The sequence below is a fragment of the Nocardia salmonicida genome (assembly GCF_036142455.1).
Lineage (GTDB): Bacteria > Actinomycetota > Actinomycetes > Mycobacteriales > Mycobacteriaceae > Nocardia > Nocardia salmonicida.
On record NZ_CP108014.1, the window covers coordinates 7,183,184 to 7,201,958 of the forward strand.

Sequence of the window (18,775 nt, forward strand, 5' to 3'; positions counted from 1 at the left end):
CCCCGTGCCCGGTATCGACAACTTTCGTCTCGGGCGAGTGTAGGCAGTGTGCCAACCCTGCTCGAACTCGGCTAGCCCTACTGTCGAGTAGGTCGCAGGTCACACTACGCGGCGTCCAGTGATGTGAACATGTTTCAAATGATCTGATTCGCGACACCTGGTTCGGTGCCCGTGGCGATCGGTACCCGCACCGAGTTGCCCCATTCGATCCACGAACCGTCGTAATTGCGTACCGACCTGCGGCCGAGCAGGAACGTGAGGACGAACCAGGTGTGGCTGGACCGCTCGCCCACCCGGCTGTACACGACCAGGTCGTCGGCCGGAAGCGCGCCGTAGACCTCGTCGAGGTCGGCGCGCGAGCGGAAGCGGCCGTCGATCGTGGCGGCGGCGGTCCACGGGATGTTCACCGCGGTCGGCACGTGTCCGCCGCGCAGGGCCGCGTACTCCTGGTTGAGCGGCTTGTCCTCGAGTTCGCCCGAGTACTCCTGCGCCGAACGCACGTCGACCAGGGGCTTGCCGAGCCTGCCGAGCACCTCCTCGCGGAACGCGCGCGCGGTCGAGTCGTCGCGCACGACCTCGGGGTAGTCGCTGGGGGTGGGGTAGGGCTGGTCGAAGGTGGTGTCGCGTTCCTCGGAGATCCAGGCGTCGCGGCCGCCGTCGAGCAGGCGCACGTCCTCGTGGCCGAACAGCGTGAAGATCCAGGCGGTGTGCGCGGCCTGGGCATTGCCGCGGTCGCCGTAGATCACGATGGTGTCGTCGCGCTCGATGCCCTTGGCGCGCATCAGCTCGGTGAAGCGTTCGCCGTCGACATAATCGCGGGTCACCGGGTCGCTCAGGTCGCCGCGCCAGTCGATCTTGACCGCGCCCGGGACATGGCCGATGTCGTAGAGCAGGATGTCATCGTTGGACTCGATGATTCGTAAACCACGCACGCCGATGTTTGCGGACAGCCATTCTGTGGTTACCAATCGATGCGGGACTGCGTAGGAACCGAAGGCGGGGTGCGGATCCGGGGCGACGGGCACGGTGTGGTCCTTCACGCGAGTTGGGCGGGTGCGAGCACTTGGTGGTCGCAGCCGATGGTAAGTGTGTGGTGGCACATCACGAATCGACACAATGGGCGAATAAAGCGCACGGATGTCCGATAAAGTCTCTGGAGAGGAGGGGTGAGCTATGTCCGATTCTTGGCCGCGACGGCGACTGCTCGCGATCCTACGTGGCGCCACCGAGCCCCTCGATGCCCAGGAACTGGCCCGCATCACCGGACAGCACGTCACCACCGTCCGATTCCACCTCGATGTCCTCACCCGTGAATCGCTGGTTCGCCAGTTCCAGCAGCCGCCACGCGGCCGCGGACGCCCGCGTATCGGCTATCGCGCGGTGCAGCGCTCGGTGGGCTATCAGGAGCTCGCGCAGGTACTGGCCGACCATCTCGGTCCCGATCCGGTCGCCCGATCCGCCGCCGCCGTGGCCGCGGGCCGCGCGTGGGGTGCGCGGATGGATGTCGGCACGCAGCAGGTGGAGACCCTCGCCGATGCCAGGGACATCACCATGTCGCTGATGTCGGAGCTCGGGTTCGCGCCCGAGAAGGAGCCCGCCGGGGAGACCCCGGAGCACGTACAGATCAACCTGACCGCCTGTCCGCTGCGTGAACTGGCCCGCTCGCACTCCGAGGTGGTGTGCGGTGTGCACATGGGCCTCATGCGGGAGGTTCTCGAGCGCAACGGGGCCCGCGGGCGGGTGGACGTGCAGCTGCATCCGTTCGTCGAGCCCGAGCTGTGTACGGCCCGGCTCGACCTGACGATGAACGCGCCCGACCGCACCCCGGCCAAGGAGCCGGGGGATCAGCACGTGATCGCGCCGTCAGCCCCGCGGATCCCGCCACAACTGAGTGACACCGACGCCGACGTCTTCGAGCAGTCGGCGCAACAGCGGTAATCCGATCCCGATGACGCTGGACGGGTCGCCCTCGATCCGGTCGACGAACCAGCCGCCGAGCCCGTCCAAAGTGAACGCGCCCGCGACCTTCAAGGGTTCGCCCGTCGCGATGTAGGTATCGAGCTCATCGGGCGTCGGTTTCGCGAAATGCACCGTGGTACTGCTGCATTCGGCCGACTCGGCGACGATCTCGCCCTCGCGTAGACGCAGCACGCAGTGCCCGGTGATCAGGTCCGCGCTGCGGCCCGCCATCGTGGCCCAGCGCTCGCGCGCCACCTCGGGGGTGTGCGGTTTGCCCTGCAGCTGCCCGTCGACGAGCAGCATCGAATCGCAGCCGACGACAACACAGTCGGCGGCGAGTTCGGGAATCGAAGCGGCGACGTCGGCCGCCTTGGCGCGAGCCAAGGCGACGACGACATCATGGGTGGAGGTGTCCGCGGGCAGTGCCGCCGACACCGCGTCCTCGTCCACGCCCGAGACCCGCACCACGGGGTCGATGCCCGCGGTGCGCAGGATCCCGAGCCGGGCCGGCGACGCCGATGCCAGAACCAGTCTGGTCATCTCAGCACCAGCTCGGTCACCTCAGCGCAGGTGCGACAGCATCGGGTACACGTACGGCGAGAACGGGTTGGTGCCCCGATGCATCATCGTCGATGTGCCCCATGCGTCGGCCGGTCCGTTCGATGCACCGGCGGGCGCGTTGGCGGTTGCCGCGCTCAGGACGGCGACCAGAGCCGCGATGTCCTGATCGGTGGGCGAACCCTTGAGAATGCGGAACATCGGCTCGCCGGTGGTCGACACGGGGGCCTCGACCGCCGCGTCCACCGACAGTTCGGCTTCTTCGACGAGTGGTTCGACGACGAGCTCGAGCTCGGCGACTGTCAGCACGTCTTCTTCTGCCACAGTTGTCACAGTGCCAGATCCTTCCTGCACTTACTTCGCTTCACAGCGCGGTTGACGCGATCATTCCCGGTGTGGCCGCGCTGATCAATAGTTGTCTTCCACAACAAGTGTGCGCGGCCTATCCGGGATATCGCGTTTTCAGAGCGGAATGTTGCCGTGTTTCTTCGGCGGCATGGTCACCATTTTGCGCTCGAGGAGCCGCAGCGCCGACACGATCTGGCCACGGGTGTGCGAGGGCGGGATGACCGCGTCGACGTATCCGCGCTCGGCGGCGACGTACGGGTTCACGAGAGTGTCCTCGTACTCGTTCTGCAGCTCGAGGCGCAGCGCATCGACATCGTCGCCGTTCTTGGCGGCATCGGCCAGCTGCTTGCGGTAGACGAAGCCGACGGCGCCGGAGGCGCCCATCACGGCGATCTGAGCGGTCGGCCACGCCAGGTTCACATCGGCACCCATGTGCTTGGAACCCATGACGTCGTAGGCGCCGCCGTAAGCCTTGCGAGTGATGATCGTGATCTTTCCCACAGTGGCCTCGCCGTAGGCGTAGAGCAGCTTCGCGCCACGGCGGATGATGCCGTTGTATTCCTGGCCGGTGCCGGGCAGGAAGCCGGGCACGTCCACCAGGGTGATGATCGGAACGTTGAAGGCGTCGCAGGTGCGCACGAAGCGTGCGGCCTTCTCCGAGGCGTCGATGTCGAGGCAGCCGGCGAACTGCATGGGCTGGTTGGCGACGATGCCGACGCTGCGGCCGTCCACGCGACCGAAGCCGCAGATGATGTTCATCGCGCGCTCGGCCTGGACCTCGAGGAACTCGTCGTCGTCGAGCAGACGGCGGATGACCTCGTGCATGTCGTAGGGCTGGTTCGGCGAGTCCGGGATGATCGTGTCGAGCTCGATGTCCTCGTCGGTGAGGGACTCGTCGATCGCGCCGTTGATCGGGTCGGTGGGCGCGTGGCGCGGGGCCTCGGCGCGGTTGTTGCTCGGTAGGTAGCTCAGCAGGTCCTTGACGTAGTCGAGGGCGTCCTGCTCGCCGGAAGCGACGTAGTGGGCGACGCCGGACTTCACCATGTGGGTGTGCGCGCCACCCAGGTCCTCCATCGAGACCTCTTCACCGGTGACGGTCTTGATCACGTCGGGCCCGGTGACGAACATCTGGGAGGTCTGATCGACCATCACCACGAAGTCGGTGAGCGCGGGGGAGTACACGTGACCACCGGCGGCGGCACCCATGATCAGCGAGATCTGTGGGATCACGCCGGAGGCCTGCACGTTGCGGTGGAAGATCTCGCCGTAGAGGCCGAGCGAGACGACGCCTTCCTGGATGCGCGCGCCGGCGCCCTCGTTGATGCCGACCAGCGGACGACCGGTCTTGATCGCCAGGTCCATCACCTTGACGATCTTCTCGCCGTAGACCTCGCCGAGGGAGCCACCGAACACGGTGACGTCCTGGGAGAAGATGCACACGTCGCGGCCGTCGATCGTGCCGTAGCCGGTGACGACGCCGTCACCGAGCGGGCGGTTGTGCTCGAGGCCGAAATTCACGCTGCGGTGCTTGGCCAGGGCGTCGAGCTCGACGAAGGAGCCTTCGTCGACCAGCGCGAGGATGCGCTCGCGCGCGGTCATCTTGCCCTTGGCGTGCACCTTGTCGACCGCGGCCTCACCCATCGGGTGTTGCGCTTCTTCCAGCCGATTCCGCAGATCAGCCAGCTTCCCGGCGGTGGTGTGGATATCGGGGGTGCCCGCCGATTCCGATGCGGGCTGCTGCTGGACACTCGTCATGGGTTGCGAGTGTAACGAGTGACACCGTCGCGCACCACGGCAGTCTCGCTTACCGGCCAGTAGAGAAACCCCAGCTAGGTGTGGTCATGATCGATCACAGAGAACTCCAGTAACGTCCCCGGAATGAACAGGGCACCCATCGATGTACAGGGTCTGCGCAGCTCGCAGGGACTGTCGTTCTACGACCGGATCGATGTGGTCGAATCGACCGGATCGACCAATGCCGATCTGGTCGCCCGCGCCGCCGACCCGTCCGCCGACCGTCAGGCGCTGCTCGCCGAGGAACAGGTGAGCGGTCGCGGTCGACATGCCCGCGCCTGGGTGAGTCCGCCCCGTGCGCAGATCTCGCTGTCGATCCTGGTTCGCCTGCCCGGCATCGACCCCACCGCCCTCGGCTGGCTGCCGTTGCTCACCGGCATCGCGGTGGTCGACGCGCTGCGCGGCACGGCCGGGATCTCGCCGGAATTGAAGTGGCCCAACGATGTTCTGCTCGACGGCCGCAAGCTCGCGGGCATCCTGGCCGAGGTCGCCACGACCGGGATCTCGCCCGCGGTCGTGGTCGGCATCGGGATGAATGTCGACCTCGACGAGTCGGAACTGCCTGTCGCGCACGCGACTTCGCTGGCCCTGGCCGGTGCGCGAGACATCGACCGCACCGCGCTGGTCGCGGCGATCCTGACCGAGTTCGCGCGCCGCTTCACCGCGTGGGAGCGGGCAGGCTGGGAAACCGCCGATCTGGTGGCCGAATATCGCGAGCGGTGCGCCACCATCGGGATCGAGGTGCGCGCCGAACTGCCCGGCGGGACGGTGCTCACCGGGGTGGCCTCCGGCGTCGACGACACCGGACGGCTGCTCATCGGCGAGCGGGCTGTGTCGGCGGGCGACGTGTCCCACCTGCGCGGACAGTACTGACGACGGGCCCGAACCGGGCCCGTCGCCGGCACGGGGTCAGCGTGCGGCCGAACCCGCCGTCGCACGCTCGGCCACCTCGCGCTCGCGCGCGAGCAACCGGTCGCGCTGCTCCTCGAACCGCAGGACGTCCTTCTCCAACGTGTCGATGAACAGTGCGAGTTCATCGCGCGCGGCCTCACCGCGCGCACCGAAATCGTTGCGCTCGAAGACGTTCCACTGCTTGAGCACCGGACGCACCACCTCGTCGAGGTGCTGGCGCAGGTCGTAGATGCCGTGCTTGGCCATCAGCACGCCGTTGCGCCGCCAGTTGGGCATGCCCGCGCCCGGCATCTGGAAGTTGGTGAGCACCTTGGTGATCGCCGGCATCGCCTGGTCCGGCGCGAGATCGAGAGCCGCCGCGCACAGATTGCGATAGAAGATCATGTGCAGGTTCTCGTCGGTGGCGACGCGGGCCAGCATCTTGTCGGCGATCGGGTCGTCGCACACGCGGCCGGTATTGCGGTGGCTCACCCGGGTGGCCAGTTCCTGGAACGTCACATACGCGACGTTGACCAGGAATCCACCCCAGTTCGCCGGTGCGTGCGCGCCCTGGGTCATGTGGACCATCCGCGCTTCTTCCAGCGCCACCGGGTCGACGCCGCGGGTGACGACGAGATAGTCGCGGATCACGATGCCGTGGCGGTTCTCCTCGGCGGTCCAGCGGCCCACCCAGGTGCCCCACGCGCCGTCGAGCGAGAAGTTCTCGGCGATCTCACGGTGATAGGACGGCAGATTGTCCTCGGTGAGCAGATTGGTGATCATCGCCGCCTTGGCGACGTCGGTGAGCCTCGATTGTGATGGCTCCCAATCGCTTCCGCCCATGGCGGCGAAATTGCGGCCTTCCTCCCACGGAACGTAATCGTGCGGATTCCAGTCCTTGGCGATGGAAAGGTGCCGGTTGAGGTTCTGTTCGGCCACTGGTTCGAGGGCCGTGAGGATTTCGAGCTGAGTCAGATCTTCGGTCACGCGTGCCTCCACTGTCGGTGTCGAGCAAGCAGATATGGGCAAAACCTGGCATCTAGCGTGTAATCCACAGTATCGCCTCGGCCGTGGCATCGAGAAATGCGGTGTGCCAGCGCGGTACTGTCACATCATGGGTTACCCGGAGGATGTCCTCGCGCCCGACGAGCAGTTGATCCTGCACCGCCACCCGCACTGGAAAATGTTGGTGTGGCCCATCGTCACTCTTATCGTCGGGACCGCGGTCGCCGGTTTCCTCGGCGGCTTGGCTTGGCGCAATACCACCGGTCACGTCCGCACGGTGCTGCTGATCCTGCTCGGCCTCGCCTGGCTCGGGCTGATCGCCTGGCGGGTCGTCGCGCGCGTGATCGCCTGGAAGTCGACGCATTTCATCGTCACCGGACGGCGGGTGCTGGTGCGCCAGGGCGTGCTCACCCATACCGGCATCGATATCCCGCTCAGCCGCATCTCCAGTGTGCAGTTCCGCCACGGTCTCCTCGACCGGGCGCTCGGCACCGGCACGCTGATCATCGGTTCCTCGTCGGAGGAGCCGCTCGAATACGACGACGTGCCCCAGGTGCAGCAGGTCCACTCGCTGCTCTATCACCAGGTGTTCGAGGCGGGACGTTCCGCCAACGAGCAACACTGGGGTGGCGGATACCGGTGAGCCGACGCGCGGCGTTCCTCAGCTGCGCATGGCCGGAGCGCAGGCGGAGGTTTCGCATAACCTGTGCAGATGACCGCTGTACTGCTGGCCGAAGACGACGAGGCGATCGCCGCACCCCTGTCGCGTGCACTGGGGCGTGAGGGCTACACCGTCACCGTCGAGCGCTTCGGTCCGGCGGTGTTGCGCCGCGCGCTCGAGGGCAACCACGACCTGCTGATCCTCGACCTCGGCCTGCCCGGCATGGACGGGCTCGAGGTGTGTCGGCAGGTGCGCGCGAGCGGCGCCGACCTGGCGGTGCTGATGCTCACCGCCCGCACCGACGAGGTCGACTTCGTCGTCGGCCTCGACGCAGGCGCCGACGACTATGTGGGCAAACCGTTCCGCCTGGCCGAGCTGCTGGCCCGCGTGCGAGCTCTGTTGCGGCGCAGCGGAATCGGTGACGACGCCGTGGAGGTCGGCGCCATCCGGCTCGAACCCGCCGCGCGGCGCGTACTGGTCAACGGGGCCGAGGTGAACCTGGCCAACAAGGAATACGAGCTGCTCAAGGTGCTCATCGACCGGGCCGGTCAGGTGGTGGCGCGCGAGACCATCCTGCGCGAGGTCTGGGGCGATGCCGACCTGCGCGGTTCCAAAACACTCGACATGCACATGTCCTGGTTGCGTCGCAAGATCGGCGACGAGGGCCCGATGGCCGAGCGTCGCATCGTCACCGTGCGCGGTGTCGGGTTCCGGCTCAACACCGACGGACCCACCTCGCACCGAGGCTGACGGGCCGTGCGCCGTCGCATCCTGCGTTCGATCCTGACCGTGCTGACCATCACCACGGTGGTGCTCGGCGTGCCGTTGATCTACACCGCCTGGCTGTGGGTCGAAGACATCACCCGCAACGATCTGCAGAGTCGCCTGGAACGGATCTCGACCGAGGTGATCGCCCAGGAACGCGTCGACGGGACCGTCCACGACGGCCTCGACATACGCGCCATGAGCGCGTTGGTCCCCGAGGGCGGCAAGCTCACGATCGTCTATCCCACCCCGGACGACAATGCCGCGCGCACCGATGTCGGTGTCGGGGAGGTCACCGATCCGCTGGTCGAATCGCTGTCGATGGGCACCTCCGGTTCACTGCGGCTCGAGGTGCCCGCCGGGCCGATGCATTCGAGGCAGGAGCAGGCGGTGGCCGCGGTGGCGCTGGCCGTGCTCGCCTCACTCGGTGCGGCGTTCTCGGTCGCCGTGGTGACCGCGCGTCGGGTCGCCGATCCGCTGCGCGATGTGGCCGCGAGGGCCGCCCGGCTGGCGATGGGCGACTTCCGGCCCGATCCGCGCCGCCACGGCATCGCCGAACTCGACCGGGTCTCCGACGTGCTCGATTCGGCGACCGTCGAGATCGCGGGCCGCCTGCAACGCGAGCACGCGCTGGTGGCCGACGTTTCCCACCAGCTACGCAGCCGGCTGACCGCCGTTCGGCTGCGCCTGGACGAGCTGTCCACCCATGCCGACCCCGAGGTGGTGCACGAGGCCGAGGAGGCGATGGCGCAGGTCGACCGGCTCACCGAGGCCATCGACGACCTGGTCCGCGCCTCCCGCGACGAAGACGCCACCGACCGCGATCCGGTCCCGGTGATGGCGGAATTGCGCGGTGTCGTCACCGAGTGGACCCATCCGTTCCACGAGACCGGGCGCGAACTGCTCCTGCTCGGCGACGAATCCCTGCGGGCCCCGATCACCGGCTCGCGGTTGCGCGAGGCCGTCGCGGTGCTGGTCGACAATGCCCTGATGCACGGCGCGGGCACCTGCACGATCTCGGTGCGCACGGTCCCGACGATGAGTTCGCGCGACCCGCTGATCTGTGTGGAAGTGTCCGACGAGGGCGAGGGGGTGCGCGATGAACTCGCACCGCACATCTTCGATCGTGGTTTCTCCGCCGGCGGATCGACCGGCGTCGGTCTCGCGCTGGCCCGCGCGCTGGTCGAGGCCGACGGTGGTCGTCTCGAACTGCAGCGTCGCCGTCCGGCGCTGTTCGCGGTGTTCCTCGGTTCCAAGCTCAACCGGCCGCAGAACGCGACGCTGACCGAGCCGCGCTGACTCAGCTCTGGCCGAGAGGTTCCTGTTCCCCTTCGACCAAGACCTCGAGTTCGGCGACGATGTCGTCGATCTCGTCGGGGAACACCCAGCGCCGCATCGCCCAGAACCGGAACGCCATCTGCAGCAGATTGCCGATCACGAAAGCGCTGACGAAATCGGCGATGTTCTCTACGAGGAAGCTCACATGGGGTTGGCGCAGATCGAGCACATAGATCGAGATCCACAGCGGGATATTGCTCAGGATCACCCCGATCCCGCTCACTCCGAAGAACAGCAGCGCCTCGTGATGCTTATCTCGCCCGCCGCGGTTCTTGAATGACCATTCTCGGTTGAGGATGTAGGACGCGATTACCGCCACCACGCCCGAGATGATCTTGGCGGTGATCGGCTTATCCGAGAGAACCGTCCATTTCAGGAGGTAGAACAGACCGCTGTCGATCACGAACGTCGTCGCCCCGACGATGGCGAACTTGATCAGCTCTTTATGCCTGATCGCGGTTTCGCGAAGGCGCGGGGGAAGGACGCTGACCACGTCGTCGACGATTGACACGAGTTCCGAGTGTACCGGTCGCGAACATTCGCATTCGACATGACAGCATTGCACAACGTGAGTGCACGTTCATTCGATCCGTCAGCCATGCCCACCGTCACGATGGTCGGTGGAGGCCAGCTCGCGCGCATGACGCACCAGGCCGCGATCGCCCTCGGCCAGCGTCTACGGGTGCTCGCCGAGCGGCCCGACGACCCGGCCGCCCAGGTCACCCCCGACGTCGTGCTCGGCAGCCACAACGACCTGTCGGCGCTGCGCAGAGCCGCCAACGGCTCGCACGCGCTGACCTTCGACCATGAGCACGTGCCGACCGAGCACCTCGACGTGCTGGTCGCCGAGGGCGTGAACGTGGCGCCGCCGCCGCAGGCGCTGATCTTCGCCCAGGACAAGCTGGCCATGCGGACGAAGCTGTCCTCGCTCGGTCTGCCGGTGCCCGCGTTCGTCGAGGTGAACGCGCCCGCGGAGGCGGTGGCGTTCGGCGACGAGCACGGCTGGCCGTTCGTGCTGAAGGCCGTGCGCGGCGGTTACGACGGCCGCGGCGTCTGGATGCCCGCCGATGCCGCCGAGGCCACCCGGCTGGTCACCGACCAGCTCGCACACGGTGTGCAGTTGCTGGCCGAGTCGAAGGTCGACTTGAAGCGTGAGCTGTCGGCGATGGTCGCGCGTTCGCCGTTCGGGCAGGCCGCGACGTGGCCGGTCGTGGAGACCGTGCAGCGCAACGGTCAGTGCGCCGTGGTGATCGCCCCCGCCCAGGATCTGGACGAGGACCTGGCCGCACGCGCCGAGACCATGGCGCTGGAGCTGGCCGCCGGTCTCGGTGTGGTGGGTGTCATGGCTGTCGAGCTGTTCGAAACCCACGACGGCGAACTCCTGGTGAACGAGCTCGCGATGCGCCCGCACAACTCCGGTCACTGGGGCATGGACGGTGCCCGCACCGGCCAGTTCGAGCAGCACCTGCGCGCGGTCCTGGACTACCCGCTCGGCGACACCAGCCCCCTCGCGCCGGTGACGGTGATGGCGAACATCCTCGGTGCGGCGCAAGCGCCCGAGATGTCGATGGACGAACGCCTGCACCACCTGTTCGCCCGCCTGCCGGAGGCCAAGGTTCACCTCTACGGCAAGGGTGAGCGCCCCGACCGCAAGATCGGCCACATCAACATCCTCGGCGACGACGTCACCGAGGTGCGCGACAAGGCCGAGCGGGCCGCGCACTGGATGTCGCACGCCGTCTGGACCGATGGTTGGGACCCGCACGGGGCGTGAAACCGTTTCCACCACAACGCTTTCGACCACTTAAGGAACCCACGTGAGCACCAACGGACCCCAGGTCGGCCTGATCATGGGCAGCGACTCCGACTGGCCAACCATGGAAGCAGCGGCTGAGGCACTCGCCGAATTCGGCATCCGCTTCGAGGTCGGCGTCGTCTCCGCCCACCGCACTCCCCAGCGCATGCTCGACTACGCCCGCGAAGCGGCCGGTCGCGGCCTGCAGGTGATCATCGCGGGCGCGGGCGGCGCCGCCCACCTCCCCGGCATGGTCGCCTCGGCCACCCCCCTCCCGGTCATCGGCGTCCCCGTCCCCCTGAAATACCTCGACGGCATGGACTCCCTGCTCTCGATCGTCCAGATGCCCGCAGGCGTCCCGGTCGCCACCGTCTCCATCGGCGGCGCCCGCAACGCGGGCCTACTCGCCGTCCGCATCCTCGCCGCCGCCGACCCAGCACTGCGCACCCGCATGGAACAGTTCCAGGCCGGCCTCGAAACGATGGTTCTGGAAAAGGACGAAGCCCTGCGCAACAAACTGCTGGGCTGACGAGGTGCGCCTGGTCGATAGCGCCGAGCACCTCGCCGCGGCGATCAGCCGAAGAACTCCCGCAGGACGGTGACCACGGCTCGCGGTGCTTCGACGTGTGGGGAATGCCCGGCGTTCTCGATGATCGCGGTGTGTGCGCCCGCTGCGGAGTAGCGGGCGATCGAGGGTGCGCAGGCGTACATCCGGTCCTCGCGGCCATGGATCGCGAGCACGGGGACGTCCAGCCGCTTGATCCGTTCGTCCAGCGGGTCGGCAGCCAGTTCTCGCGCTCGGTCGACCAGCGCGATCCGGCCCATCGACGGGGTGAAGCCGCGGAAATCGCGCACCACGATGTCGGCGAATCCGGGTACCGAGGCGTACCGGAACCCCGGCGCGAAACCCTGTCGCGAACCGAGCCGGACTGCGAACGCGGGCGCCCTCTGCGCGATCGCGATCAGCGACGGACCCGAGACCGCGACGAGTCCGGGAGGATAGGTCGCGCAACGGAAGTCGGGGGCTTGGTCGATCAGTACGACAGCACGCGCCCGGCCTGCCGCGGCCAGATCGATCGGAATATCGGTGCCGAAGGAGTGCGCTACCGCGGCGATCTCGGCGATACCCAGGTGATCGAGCACTTCGGTGACCATCGCGACCTGGTCCGCACGCCCGAGTCGCTCCCGGCCGCCTGTCGCACCGTGCCCGCGCAGGTCGACGCGCACGATGCGAAAGCTGTCGCGCATCAGCGCGGCGAGTTGATCGAACCATTCCAGTGAGCACGGTGAGCCGTGGATCAACAGCAACGGTGTTCCCTCCGCCGGTCCGTCCACACGCACATGCACGGGGCCGTGTGTGAGATCCAGGATCCGATCGGCCGATTCGTTCGTGAGAGAAGCCATGGCCACAGTCCTTTTCATGGGTGCAGGAACTCGACGATGGTGTCGACGACAGCGTCGGGTCGGTCGACCTGGACGAAATGGGAGCTCCGGTCGACGCGCACCATTCGCGCGGACGGCAGGCGGGCGGCGAGGGTGTCGGCTACCCGTGGCGACACGATCGGGTCGGGTTCGGTGCCGTAGACGGCGAGCAGCGGTACCGGGAAGCTGGTCAGTTCGCCGAGGGCGCGACCGAGAGCGGCCAGGTCGTCGGGGCGAAGGCCGTCGCGCAGATGCCGTACGAAGGCTCGCGAGCCCGCGGCACTCGCTAGCGCGGAACCGTATTCGCCCGCTTCCTCCAGCGACTTCACGGTCTCGTCGAAATAGTGCGTGCGATGGTGTGCCCACCGGTACGGCTGTCTTCGCACATATGCCGCGAGCCCGGTGGCGACGCCGGGCACCGCCATGGCTACGGCGAGCGCGCGATGCTTGATTTCCGGCAGTAGCGGCGAATGCAGGATCACCACCTTCCGGAACGAATCGGGGTCGGCGAGCGCGCGGTGTAGCACCGGCACACCGCCGAGCGAATTACCCGCCACCGCACACCCTTCGATGCCGAGGGCGCGCTGGAACTCGCCGAGCCATTCGCCGATCTCGGCGGAACGAAACGTCGCATCCGCGGGCGCGTCACTGCCGCCGCAGCCGGGCAGGTCGACCGCCACCACACGAAAATGTTCGCCGAGTTCGGCCATGATGTATCGCCACGAGTAGGACGTGGTCATCAGCCCGTGGATCAGCAGCAAGGGCGGCCCGGTTCCGGTGGTGCGGTATCGAATGCGAATCCGCCCGTATCGGGCGGAGTTCATCGGCAGATCCACTGCGGGTAGCTGGAGAAAGGAATGTGGGCGGGCGGGTCCGGCTGGAAGATCCCGGAATCGCGCCTGCCGAAAGGGGGTGGGCTGGACGGCTACGGCCATCGAGTGCTCCGATCCTTTGCTATCGTTCGTTCGAACGAACGAATCAACGATAGCGCGGCATGAGCGGTCGCGGGAAGAGAGACCCATGTCACAGGCTGAGCCCACTCGAGAGCGCATAATCCGGGCAGTCGTTCGAATCATGGGAGCCGACGGCGCGGCAGCGGTGACCAATCGGCGGATCGCCGCCGAGGCGGGTATCTCGCTGGGCACCCTCACCTACCATTTCTCGACCCAGCGCGACCTCGTCGAGGCGGGTATGGGCGCCTTCGTCGCCGCGGAGACCGTCAAATTCACGCAGCTCGCAGACCGTGCCGCCACGGGCGAGATCGATCTGGCTCAGGCGGGTGAGATCCTCGGCGGCATCGTCACCGATACCGACTTCGGCGGCGACCACCTCGCGTGGTTCGAACTCTTCGTCCAAGCCGCCAGGTATCCGGCCCTGCATGCCGCGACCGCTGAATTCTTCGATACCTACGACCGCCTCGCCGTGTCGATCCTGCGCGCACTCGGTGTCGCCGACGCCGACTCGGCGGCGCCGCTGGCGGTCGCGACGTTGGTCGGCCTCCAGCTGCGCCGTCTCGCGAGCGGTAGGTCGCCTGACCAGGTCGTCGGCGGCATGGCGCAACTGGTCGCCGCATTCACCGCACAGTCGCCGCCGCGTTCGCCTGCCTGAATCCCGCCACATGGCAGTGACTACGGTTGACCCCCGTGGCACACGATGACGCGGCGCAGTTTCGGCTTACGGTGGTTGATCAGGCGTTGCGGTTGTTCGCCGAGCGGGGGTACGAGGCGACGACGGTGGATGAGATCGCGGTGGCGGCGGGGATCTCGCGGCGGACGTTCTTTCGGCAGTTCCGGTCCAAAGAGGATGTGATCTTCGCCGATCACGAGTTCCAGCTGGCCTCGGCGCAGGAGTTCCTCGAAGGGGTTGGGGGTGATCCGTGGGAAGCGATCTGCGAGGCCGTGATCGGGGTGTTCGAGCGGTTCACGCAGTGGCGTGACATCGCGGCGCGGCGGTATCAGGTGGTGCGGCGGGTGCCCGCGTTGCGTGAGCGTGAGATCGTCACGGTGTTCCGGTACGAGCGGCTGTTCACCGAGTTCCTGCGCGGCCGATTGCCGGAGGTGCCCGACCTCGCCCGCGTGCAGTACACCGCCGCGGTCACCGCCACGCACAACTACCTGCTGCGTCGGATGGTTCGTGGCGAATCGGGGGCCGCGGTGGCGGATCTGCGCACCGAACTGGCCATGATCCCGCGCGGCAGACGCGTGCAGACCGAGCCGGACGAGCTGGTGCTCGCGGTGTTCCCCCGCGACATGCCGCCACGCAAGGTGGCCGATCTACTCACCGCCCGCCTCGGTAACCTGTGAGCGCCGCTCGCGCTGATGCGCGAAAGCAGTGACACTGAGTGCCACCCATATATCCGCATGTAGCGATAGAGTGCCGGGCGTATAATCCTCGGTAGATTGGCACTGCGTGCCGACGCGCCACGCGCTGTGAGCATCGTCGCAGCGATCACGACCACGACCAGGAGTGTGCCCCCGATGGCTGGAAACCCCGATTTCGACCTGTTCAAGCTCGAGGACTTCCACGACGAGCTGCGCGGTGCCATCCGCGGCCTCGCCGAGAAGGAGATCGCTCCTTACGCCAAGGACGTCGACGGCAACGCCCGCTTCCCCGAGGAGGCGCTCACCGCGCTCAACGCCGCGGGCTTCAACGCCGTGCACGTGCCGGAGGCCTACGGCGGCCAGGGCGCCGACTCGGTCGCCACTTGTATCGTGATCGAGGAAGTGGCCCGCGTCTGTGGCTCCTCCTCGCTGATCCCCGCTGTGAACAAGCTCGGCACCATGGGCCTGATCCTCAACGGCTCCGAAGAGCTCAAGGCCAAGGTCCTCGCCGACATCGTCAACGGCGAGATGGCTTCCTACGCCCTGTCCGAGCGTGAGGCCGGCTCCGATGCCGCCGCGATGCGCACCCGCGCCAAGGCCGACGGCGACGACTGGATCCTCAACGGCTCCAAGTGCTGGATCACCAACGGCGGCAAGTCCTCCTGGTACACGGTGATGGCCGTGACCGACGCCGACAAGGGCGCCAACGGCATCTCCTCGTTCCTGGTCCACAAGGACGACGAGGGCTTCGTGGTCGGCCCGCTCGAGCACAAGCTGGGCATCAAGGGTTCGCCCACCGCCGAGCTGTACTTCGAGAACTGCCGCATCCCCGGCGACCGCATCGTCGGCGAGCCCGGCACCGGTTTCAAGACCGCGCTGCAGACCCTCGACCATACCCGCCCGACCATCGGCGCGCAGGCCGTCGGCCTGGCCCAGGGCGCGCTCGACGCCGCGATCGCCTACACCAAGGATCGCAAGCAGTTCGGCAAGACCATCGCCAGCTTCCAGAACACCGAGTTCATGCTGGCCGACATGGCCATGAAGATCGAAGCCGCGCGCCTGATGGTCTACACCTCGGCCGCCCGCGCCGAGCGTGGCGAGAAGAACCTCGGCTTCATCTCCGCCGCCGCCAAGTGCTTCGCCTCGGACGTGGCCATGGAGGTCACCACCAACGCCGTCCAGCTCTTCGGCGGCGCCGGCTACACCACCGACTTCCCGGTCGAGCGCATGATGCGCGACGCGAAGATCACCCAGATCTACGAGGGCACCAACCAGATCCAGCGTCTGGTGATGGCTCGCAACCTGCTCAAGGGCTAGTTCCCGCAGCGACCGGGTGTTCCACTTCGCCTACTTCCCCTCGGCCCGGCCGTGCGGGGCGGGTAGGCCGGAACACCCGGTCGATTGCTGTGCGGAGACAAGCGGATTCGTACCGATAGCAGCCGGAATACGTATGTTGGAACGATGACTGTCGATACGCAGAGCGCACGCCCGAAGGCCGCCGTAGTCGCAACGGATCAGGACCTCGTTCTAGCCACGATCACCAAGGTGTTCGACAGTCTCGAAGCGGCACTCGCGGCGAAGGATGCCGATGCCTTCGACAGCGTCTTCACCGACGACGTGGTTTTCATCAATCCGGCGGGCGCTGTCTTTGTAGGCTGGGATGAGCTGCACGCCTACCATCTCACCGCGTTGCGGAACATCCCGGATGCCGAAGCGAACTACACGATTCTCGCCGCGCGTTTGCTTGCCGGAGGGCATGCGATCGTCAACGTCGAACAGACACTGCGGACGTCGAATTTCTCCGTAACCAACCGCGGAACATGGGTTTTCACGGAACAGAACGACAGTTGGTGGGTCAGTTCGGTTCACAATACGAATGTGGCCGGCAGCACCGAAAACGAGACGCGATGACCGCGTCGGATTACGGGACGAGTTCGGCGTATTCGGGGTGTTCGGCGATGTACTTTTCGACGTACCAGCAGGTGGGGATGATCTGGTAGCCGTGTGCGCGGGAGTCGTCGAGGCCGTATTTCACGACCTCGGCCGCTACTCCCCGGCCCCGGAATTCGGGGAAGGTCATGGTGTGGTGGAAGTCGCGGACCTTGGGGTCTTCGCGTTCGGCGTAGTCGGCGTACCCCGCGAGGACATCGTCGTGGTAGATCTCGTAGCGGGTGTCGTCGACGTTGTGCTCGAGCCTGGTGGTCATGCCTGGAGATGCTAACCCGGTCAGAGGACCGCGCCGGGGTTGAGGATGCCTTCGGGGTCGAGGGCGTCCTTGATACGGCGGGTCAGGGCCATGACGTCGGGGCCGACCTGGTCGGGGAGCCAGGCCTTTTTCAAGCGGCCGACGCCGTGTTCGCCGGTGATGGTGCCGCCGAGGGCGATGGCCAGGTCCATGATCTCGCCGAAGGCGCGGTGGGCGCGGGCGGTGTGGTCGGGGTCGGTGGGGTCGTGCACGATCAGCGGGTGGGTGTTGCCGTCGCCCGCGTGCGCGATGACCGACACGAGCACGTCGTTGCGTTCACCGATCGCGGTGACCCCGGCGATCAGATCGCCGAGGCGGGGGAGCGGTACGCCGACGTCTTCGAGCAGCAGCGGCCCGATCTTCTCCACCGCGGGAATCGCGAATCGGCGTGCGGCGGTGAACGCTTCACCTTCGGTGGCATCGGCGGTATGGAAAACCTCTGTCGCCCCGGCTTTCTCGCACAGCCCCACCATCAATTGCGCTTCCTGCCCGGCGTATTCGCCCGGTGCGTCGGAGCGGGCGACGAGCAGGGCGGCGGCGGTGCGGTCCAACCCCATTCGCATCTCGTCCTCGACCGCGTTGATCGCCACGGTGTCCATGAATTCGAGCATGGCGGGCCGCAGTGTCGAGGTGATCGCCAGGATCGCGTCGGTCGCCGCGGTGAGCGAGCCGAAGCTCGCGACGACGGTCGACTGCGGCGGCTGCGCGGGCAGTAGCCGCAGCGTGAGCTCGGTGATCACGCCGAGCGTGCCCTCGCTTCCGACGAACAGTTTGGTCAGCGACAGCCCGGCCGAATCCTTGAGCCGCGGCCCGCCGAGCCGCACCACGGTCCCGTCGGCGAGCACCACTTCCATGCCGAGCACATAGTCGGTGGTCACGCCGTACTTCACGCAGCACAGCCCGCCCGCGTTGGTCGCCGCGTTGCCGCCGATCGAGCAGATCTCGAAAGAGGAGGGGTCCGGCGGGTACCACAGACCGACCTCGGCGACGGCCCGCTTCACCTCGGCATTGAGCAGCCCTGGCTGCACCACCGCGATCCGGGTCACCGTGTCGACGTCGATCTCGCGCATCAACTCGGTGCTGAGCACGATCCCGCCGTCCACCGCGGTCGCTCCGCCGGACAAACCCGTCCCGGCCCCGCGCGGCACGATCGGCACCTTGTTCGCGTGCGCCCACCGCAGCGTGGCGGCGACGTCGGCGGTAGTGCGCGCCCGCACCACCGCCAGCGGCGTGCCCGCATCGGGATCGCGCGCCCAGTCCTGCCGGTAGCCCGCCAGCAGATCGGGGTCGATGACGACCGCCCCGTCCGACAGCGCCGAAATCAACGAATCGAGGTCACCGCTGGGCTCGTCCACGTGTTCACGCTAACCCGCACACCCCCTCCGCCGCGGGCAGTTCGTCCTGGTCGATAGCGCACCAGGGAGTCACGCGAACATCGCCCGGGTGATCGACCAGATGTGATGTGGGCCCGAACAAGGAAATCTCGGCATCGATGTGATCTGGCGCGCCCCGTTGGTGTATACGCCGTCCAATCCGTCACAATGCCCGTACCGGGTGTGTTCGATGGTGAATCGCCTCGCCGCCCAGCGTGTTTCGAGTTCTGCTCCACGGGTGCGCTCCGCGCGCATCGATCATGCGACGCCGTTGCGCCGCACCGCTTTTCGTAGGGAGGA

General features: G+C 67.1%; 21 protein-coding genes. 11 read left to right on the forward strand and 10 right to left on the reverse strand.

Translation table 11 applies throughout. The annotated features are described in order from the left end of the window. Positions 1-134 precede the first annotated feature (134 nt). Positions 135-1,025 (reverse strand): sulfurtransferase, encoded by an 891-nt coding sequence (locus OHS03_RS33460; protein WP_056819169.1) that lies wholly within the window; start codon positions 1,023-1,025, stop codon positions 135-137. A 148-nt stretch (positions 1,026-1,173) separates the two neighbouring features. Between OHS03_RS33460 and OHS03_RS33465 the strand changes: the two genes are divergently transcribed. Continuing rightward, positions 1,174-1,938 (forward strand): helix-turn-helix transcriptional regulator, encoded by a 765-nt coding sequence (locus OHS03_RS33465; RefSeq protein ID WP_056818054.1) that lies wholly within the window; start codon positions 1,174-1,176, stop codon positions 1,936-1,938. On the opposite strand, the gene OHS03_RS33470 is transcribed toward OHS03_RS33465, so the two are convergent. From OHS03_RS33470 to OHS03_RS33480, 3 genes are all read right to left on the reverse strand, one after another. Continuing rightward, a complete protein-coding gene (locus tag OHS03_RS33470; RefSeq protein ID WP_328659527.1) occupies positions 1,864-2,499 on the reverse strand; it encodes a Maf family protein in 636 nt (211 codons plus the stop codon). The genes OHS03_RS33465 and OHS03_RS33470 overlap by 75 nt on opposite strands. Positions 2,500-2,520: 21 nt before the next feature. Continuing rightward, on the reverse strand, positions 2,521-2,850 hold the full coding sequence (locus tag OHS03_RS33475; protein WP_328659529.1) for an acyl-CoA carboxylase epsilon subunit: 330 nt from the start codon (positions 2,848-2,850) through the stop codon (positions 2,521-2,523). A gap of 129 nt (positions 2,851-2,979) precedes the next feature. After that, on the reverse strand, positions 2,980-4,620 hold the full coding sequence (locus OHS03_RS33480; protein WP_056818048.1) for an acyl-CoA carboxylase subunit beta: 1,641 nt from the start codon (positions 4,618-4,620) through the stop codon (positions 2,980-2,982). A gap of 123 nt (positions 4,621-4,743) precedes the next feature. Between OHS03_RS33480 and OHS03_RS33485 the strand changes: the two genes are divergently transcribed. Further along, positions 4,744-5,532: a biotin--[acetyl-CoA-carboxylase] ligase gene (locus tag OHS03_RS33485; RefSeq protein ID WP_328659531.1), complete on the forward strand. Its 789-nt coding sequence runs from the start codon at positions 4,744-4,746 to the stop codon at positions 5,530-5,532. A 36-nt stretch (positions 5,533-5,568) separates the two neighbouring features. Here OHS03_RS33485 and OHS03_RS33490 read toward each other — a convergent pair whose 3' ends face one another. Further along, on the reverse strand, positions 5,569-6,537 hold the full coding sequence (locus OHS03_RS33490; RefSeq protein WP_328659534.1) for an acyl-ACP desaturase: 969 nt from the start codon (positions 6,535-6,537) through the stop codon (positions 5,569-5,571). A 127-nt stretch (positions 6,538-6,664) separates the two neighbouring features. On the opposite strand from OHS03_RS33490, the gene OHS03_RS33495 reads away from it, so the two are divergent. The 3 genes from OHS03_RS33495 to OHS03_RS33505 all read left to right on the forward strand — a co-directional run bounded on the left by OHS03_RS33495 (position 6,665) and on the right by OHS03_RS33505 (position 9,280). Continuing rightward, positions 6,665-7,198 carry a PH domain-containing protein gene (locus OHS03_RS33495; RefSeq protein WP_056818042.1) on the forward strand — a complete coding sequence of 178 codons (534 nt, stop codon included), beginning with the start codon at positions 6,665-6,667 and terminating at the stop codon, positions 7,196-7,198. A 69-nt stretch (positions 7,199-7,267) separates the two neighbouring features. Next, positions 7,268-7,966, forward strand: coding sequence for a response regulator transcription factor (locus OHS03_RS33500; RefSeq protein WP_056818039.1), 699 nt, complete (start codon positions 7,268-7,270; stop codon positions 7,964-7,966). Positions 7,967-7,972: 6 nt separating this feature from the next. After that, on the forward strand, positions 7,973-9,280 hold the full coding sequence (locus OHS03_RS33505; RefSeq protein ID WP_328659535.1) for a sensor histidine kinase: 1,308 nt from the start codon (positions 7,973-7,975) through the stop codon (positions 9,278-9,280). A 1-nt stretch (position 9,281) separates the two neighbouring features. Here the strand turns inward: OHS03_RS33505 and OHS03_RS33510 are convergent, their stop codons facing one another. Continuing rightward, positions 9,282-9,830: a GtrA family protein gene (locus OHS03_RS33510; protein WP_062984364.1), complete on the reverse strand. Its 549-nt coding sequence runs from the start codon at positions 9,828-9,830 to the stop codon at positions 9,282-9,284. Between the two features lie 39 nt (positions 9,831-9,869). On the opposite strand from OHS03_RS33510, the gene OHS03_RS33515 reads away from it, so the two are divergent. Together OHS03_RS33515 and purE are read left to right on the forward strand one after the other, a co-directional pair. Further along, positions 9,870-11,093 carry a 5-(carboxyamino)imidazole ribonucleotide synthase gene (locus OHS03_RS33515; protein WP_328659537.1) on the forward strand — a complete coding sequence of 408 codons (1,224 nt, stop codon included), beginning with the start codon at positions 9,870-9,872 and terminating at the stop codon, positions 11,091-11,093. Positions 11,094-11,136: 43 nt separating this feature from the next. Then, a complete protein-coding gene (gene purE, locus OHS03_RS33520; protein ID WP_328659539.1) occupies positions 11,137-11,643 on the forward strand; it encodes a 5-(carboxyamino)imidazole ribonucleotide mutase in 507 nt (168 codons plus the stop codon). Positions 11,644-11,687: 44 nt separating this feature from the next. Here the strand turns inward: purE and OHS03_RS33525 are convergent, their stop codons facing one another. After that, complete coding sequence (locus tag OHS03_RS33525) at positions 11,688-12,518, reverse strand: alpha/beta fold hydrolase (RefSeq protein ID WP_328659540.1); 831 nt, start codon at positions 12,516-12,518, stop codon at positions 11,688-11,690. A 14-nt stretch (positions 12,519-12,532) separates the two neighbouring features. Further along, complete coding sequence (locus OHS03_RS33530) at positions 12,533-13,360, reverse strand: alpha/beta fold hydrolase (RefSeq protein WP_328659542.1); 828 nt, start codon at positions 13,358-13,360, stop codon at positions 12,533-12,535. Between the two features lie 196 nt (positions 13,361-13,556). Here OHS03_RS33530 and OHS03_RS33535 point away from each other — a divergent pair, with 196 nt between their 5' ends. From OHS03_RS33535 to OHS03_RS33550, 4 genes are all read left to right on the forward strand, one after another. Then, the gene (locus OHS03_RS33535) at positions 13,557-14,144 is read left to right on the forward strand and encodes a TetR/AcrR family transcriptional regulator (protein WP_328659543.1); all 588 of its coding nucleotides are present in this window, start codon (positions 13,557-13,559) and stop codon (positions 14,142-14,144) included. 35 nt (positions 14,145-14,179) lie between these two features. Next, positions 14,180-14,839: a TetR family transcriptional regulator gene (locus tag OHS03_RS33540; protein WP_328659545.1), complete on the forward strand. Its 660-nt coding sequence runs from the start codon at positions 14,180-14,182 to the stop codon at positions 14,837-14,839. 174 nt (positions 14,840-15,013) lie between these two features. Beyond that, positions 15,014-16,174, forward strand: coding sequence for an acyl-CoA dehydrogenase (locus OHS03_RS33545; RefSeq protein ID WP_056819164.1), 1,161 nt, complete (start codon positions 15,014-15,016; stop codon positions 16,172-16,174). Between the two features lie 144 nt (positions 16,175-16,318). Beyond that, positions 16,319-16,768, forward strand: a complete 450-nt coding sequence (locus OHS03_RS33550; RefSeq protein ID WP_328659547.1) for a YybH family protein — start codon at positions 16,319-16,321, stop codon at positions 16,766-16,768. 10 nt (positions 16,769-16,778) lie between these two features. On the opposite strand, the gene OHS03_RS33555 is transcribed toward OHS03_RS33550, so the two are convergent. Both OHS03_RS33555 and OHS03_RS33560 read right to left on the reverse strand, forming a co-directional pair. After that, a complete protein-coding gene (locus OHS03_RS33555; protein WP_328659549.1) occupies positions 16,779-17,063 on the reverse strand; it encodes a GNAT family N-acetyltransferase in 285 nt (94 codons plus the stop codon). 20 nt (positions 17,064-17,083) lie between these two features. Next, positions 17,084-18,457, reverse strand: a complete 1,374-nt coding sequence (locus OHS03_RS33560; protein WP_328659551.1) for an FAD-binding oxidoreductase — start codon at positions 18,455-18,457, stop codon at positions 17,084-17,086. Between the last annotated feature and the right edge of the window lie 318 nt (positions 18,458-18,775).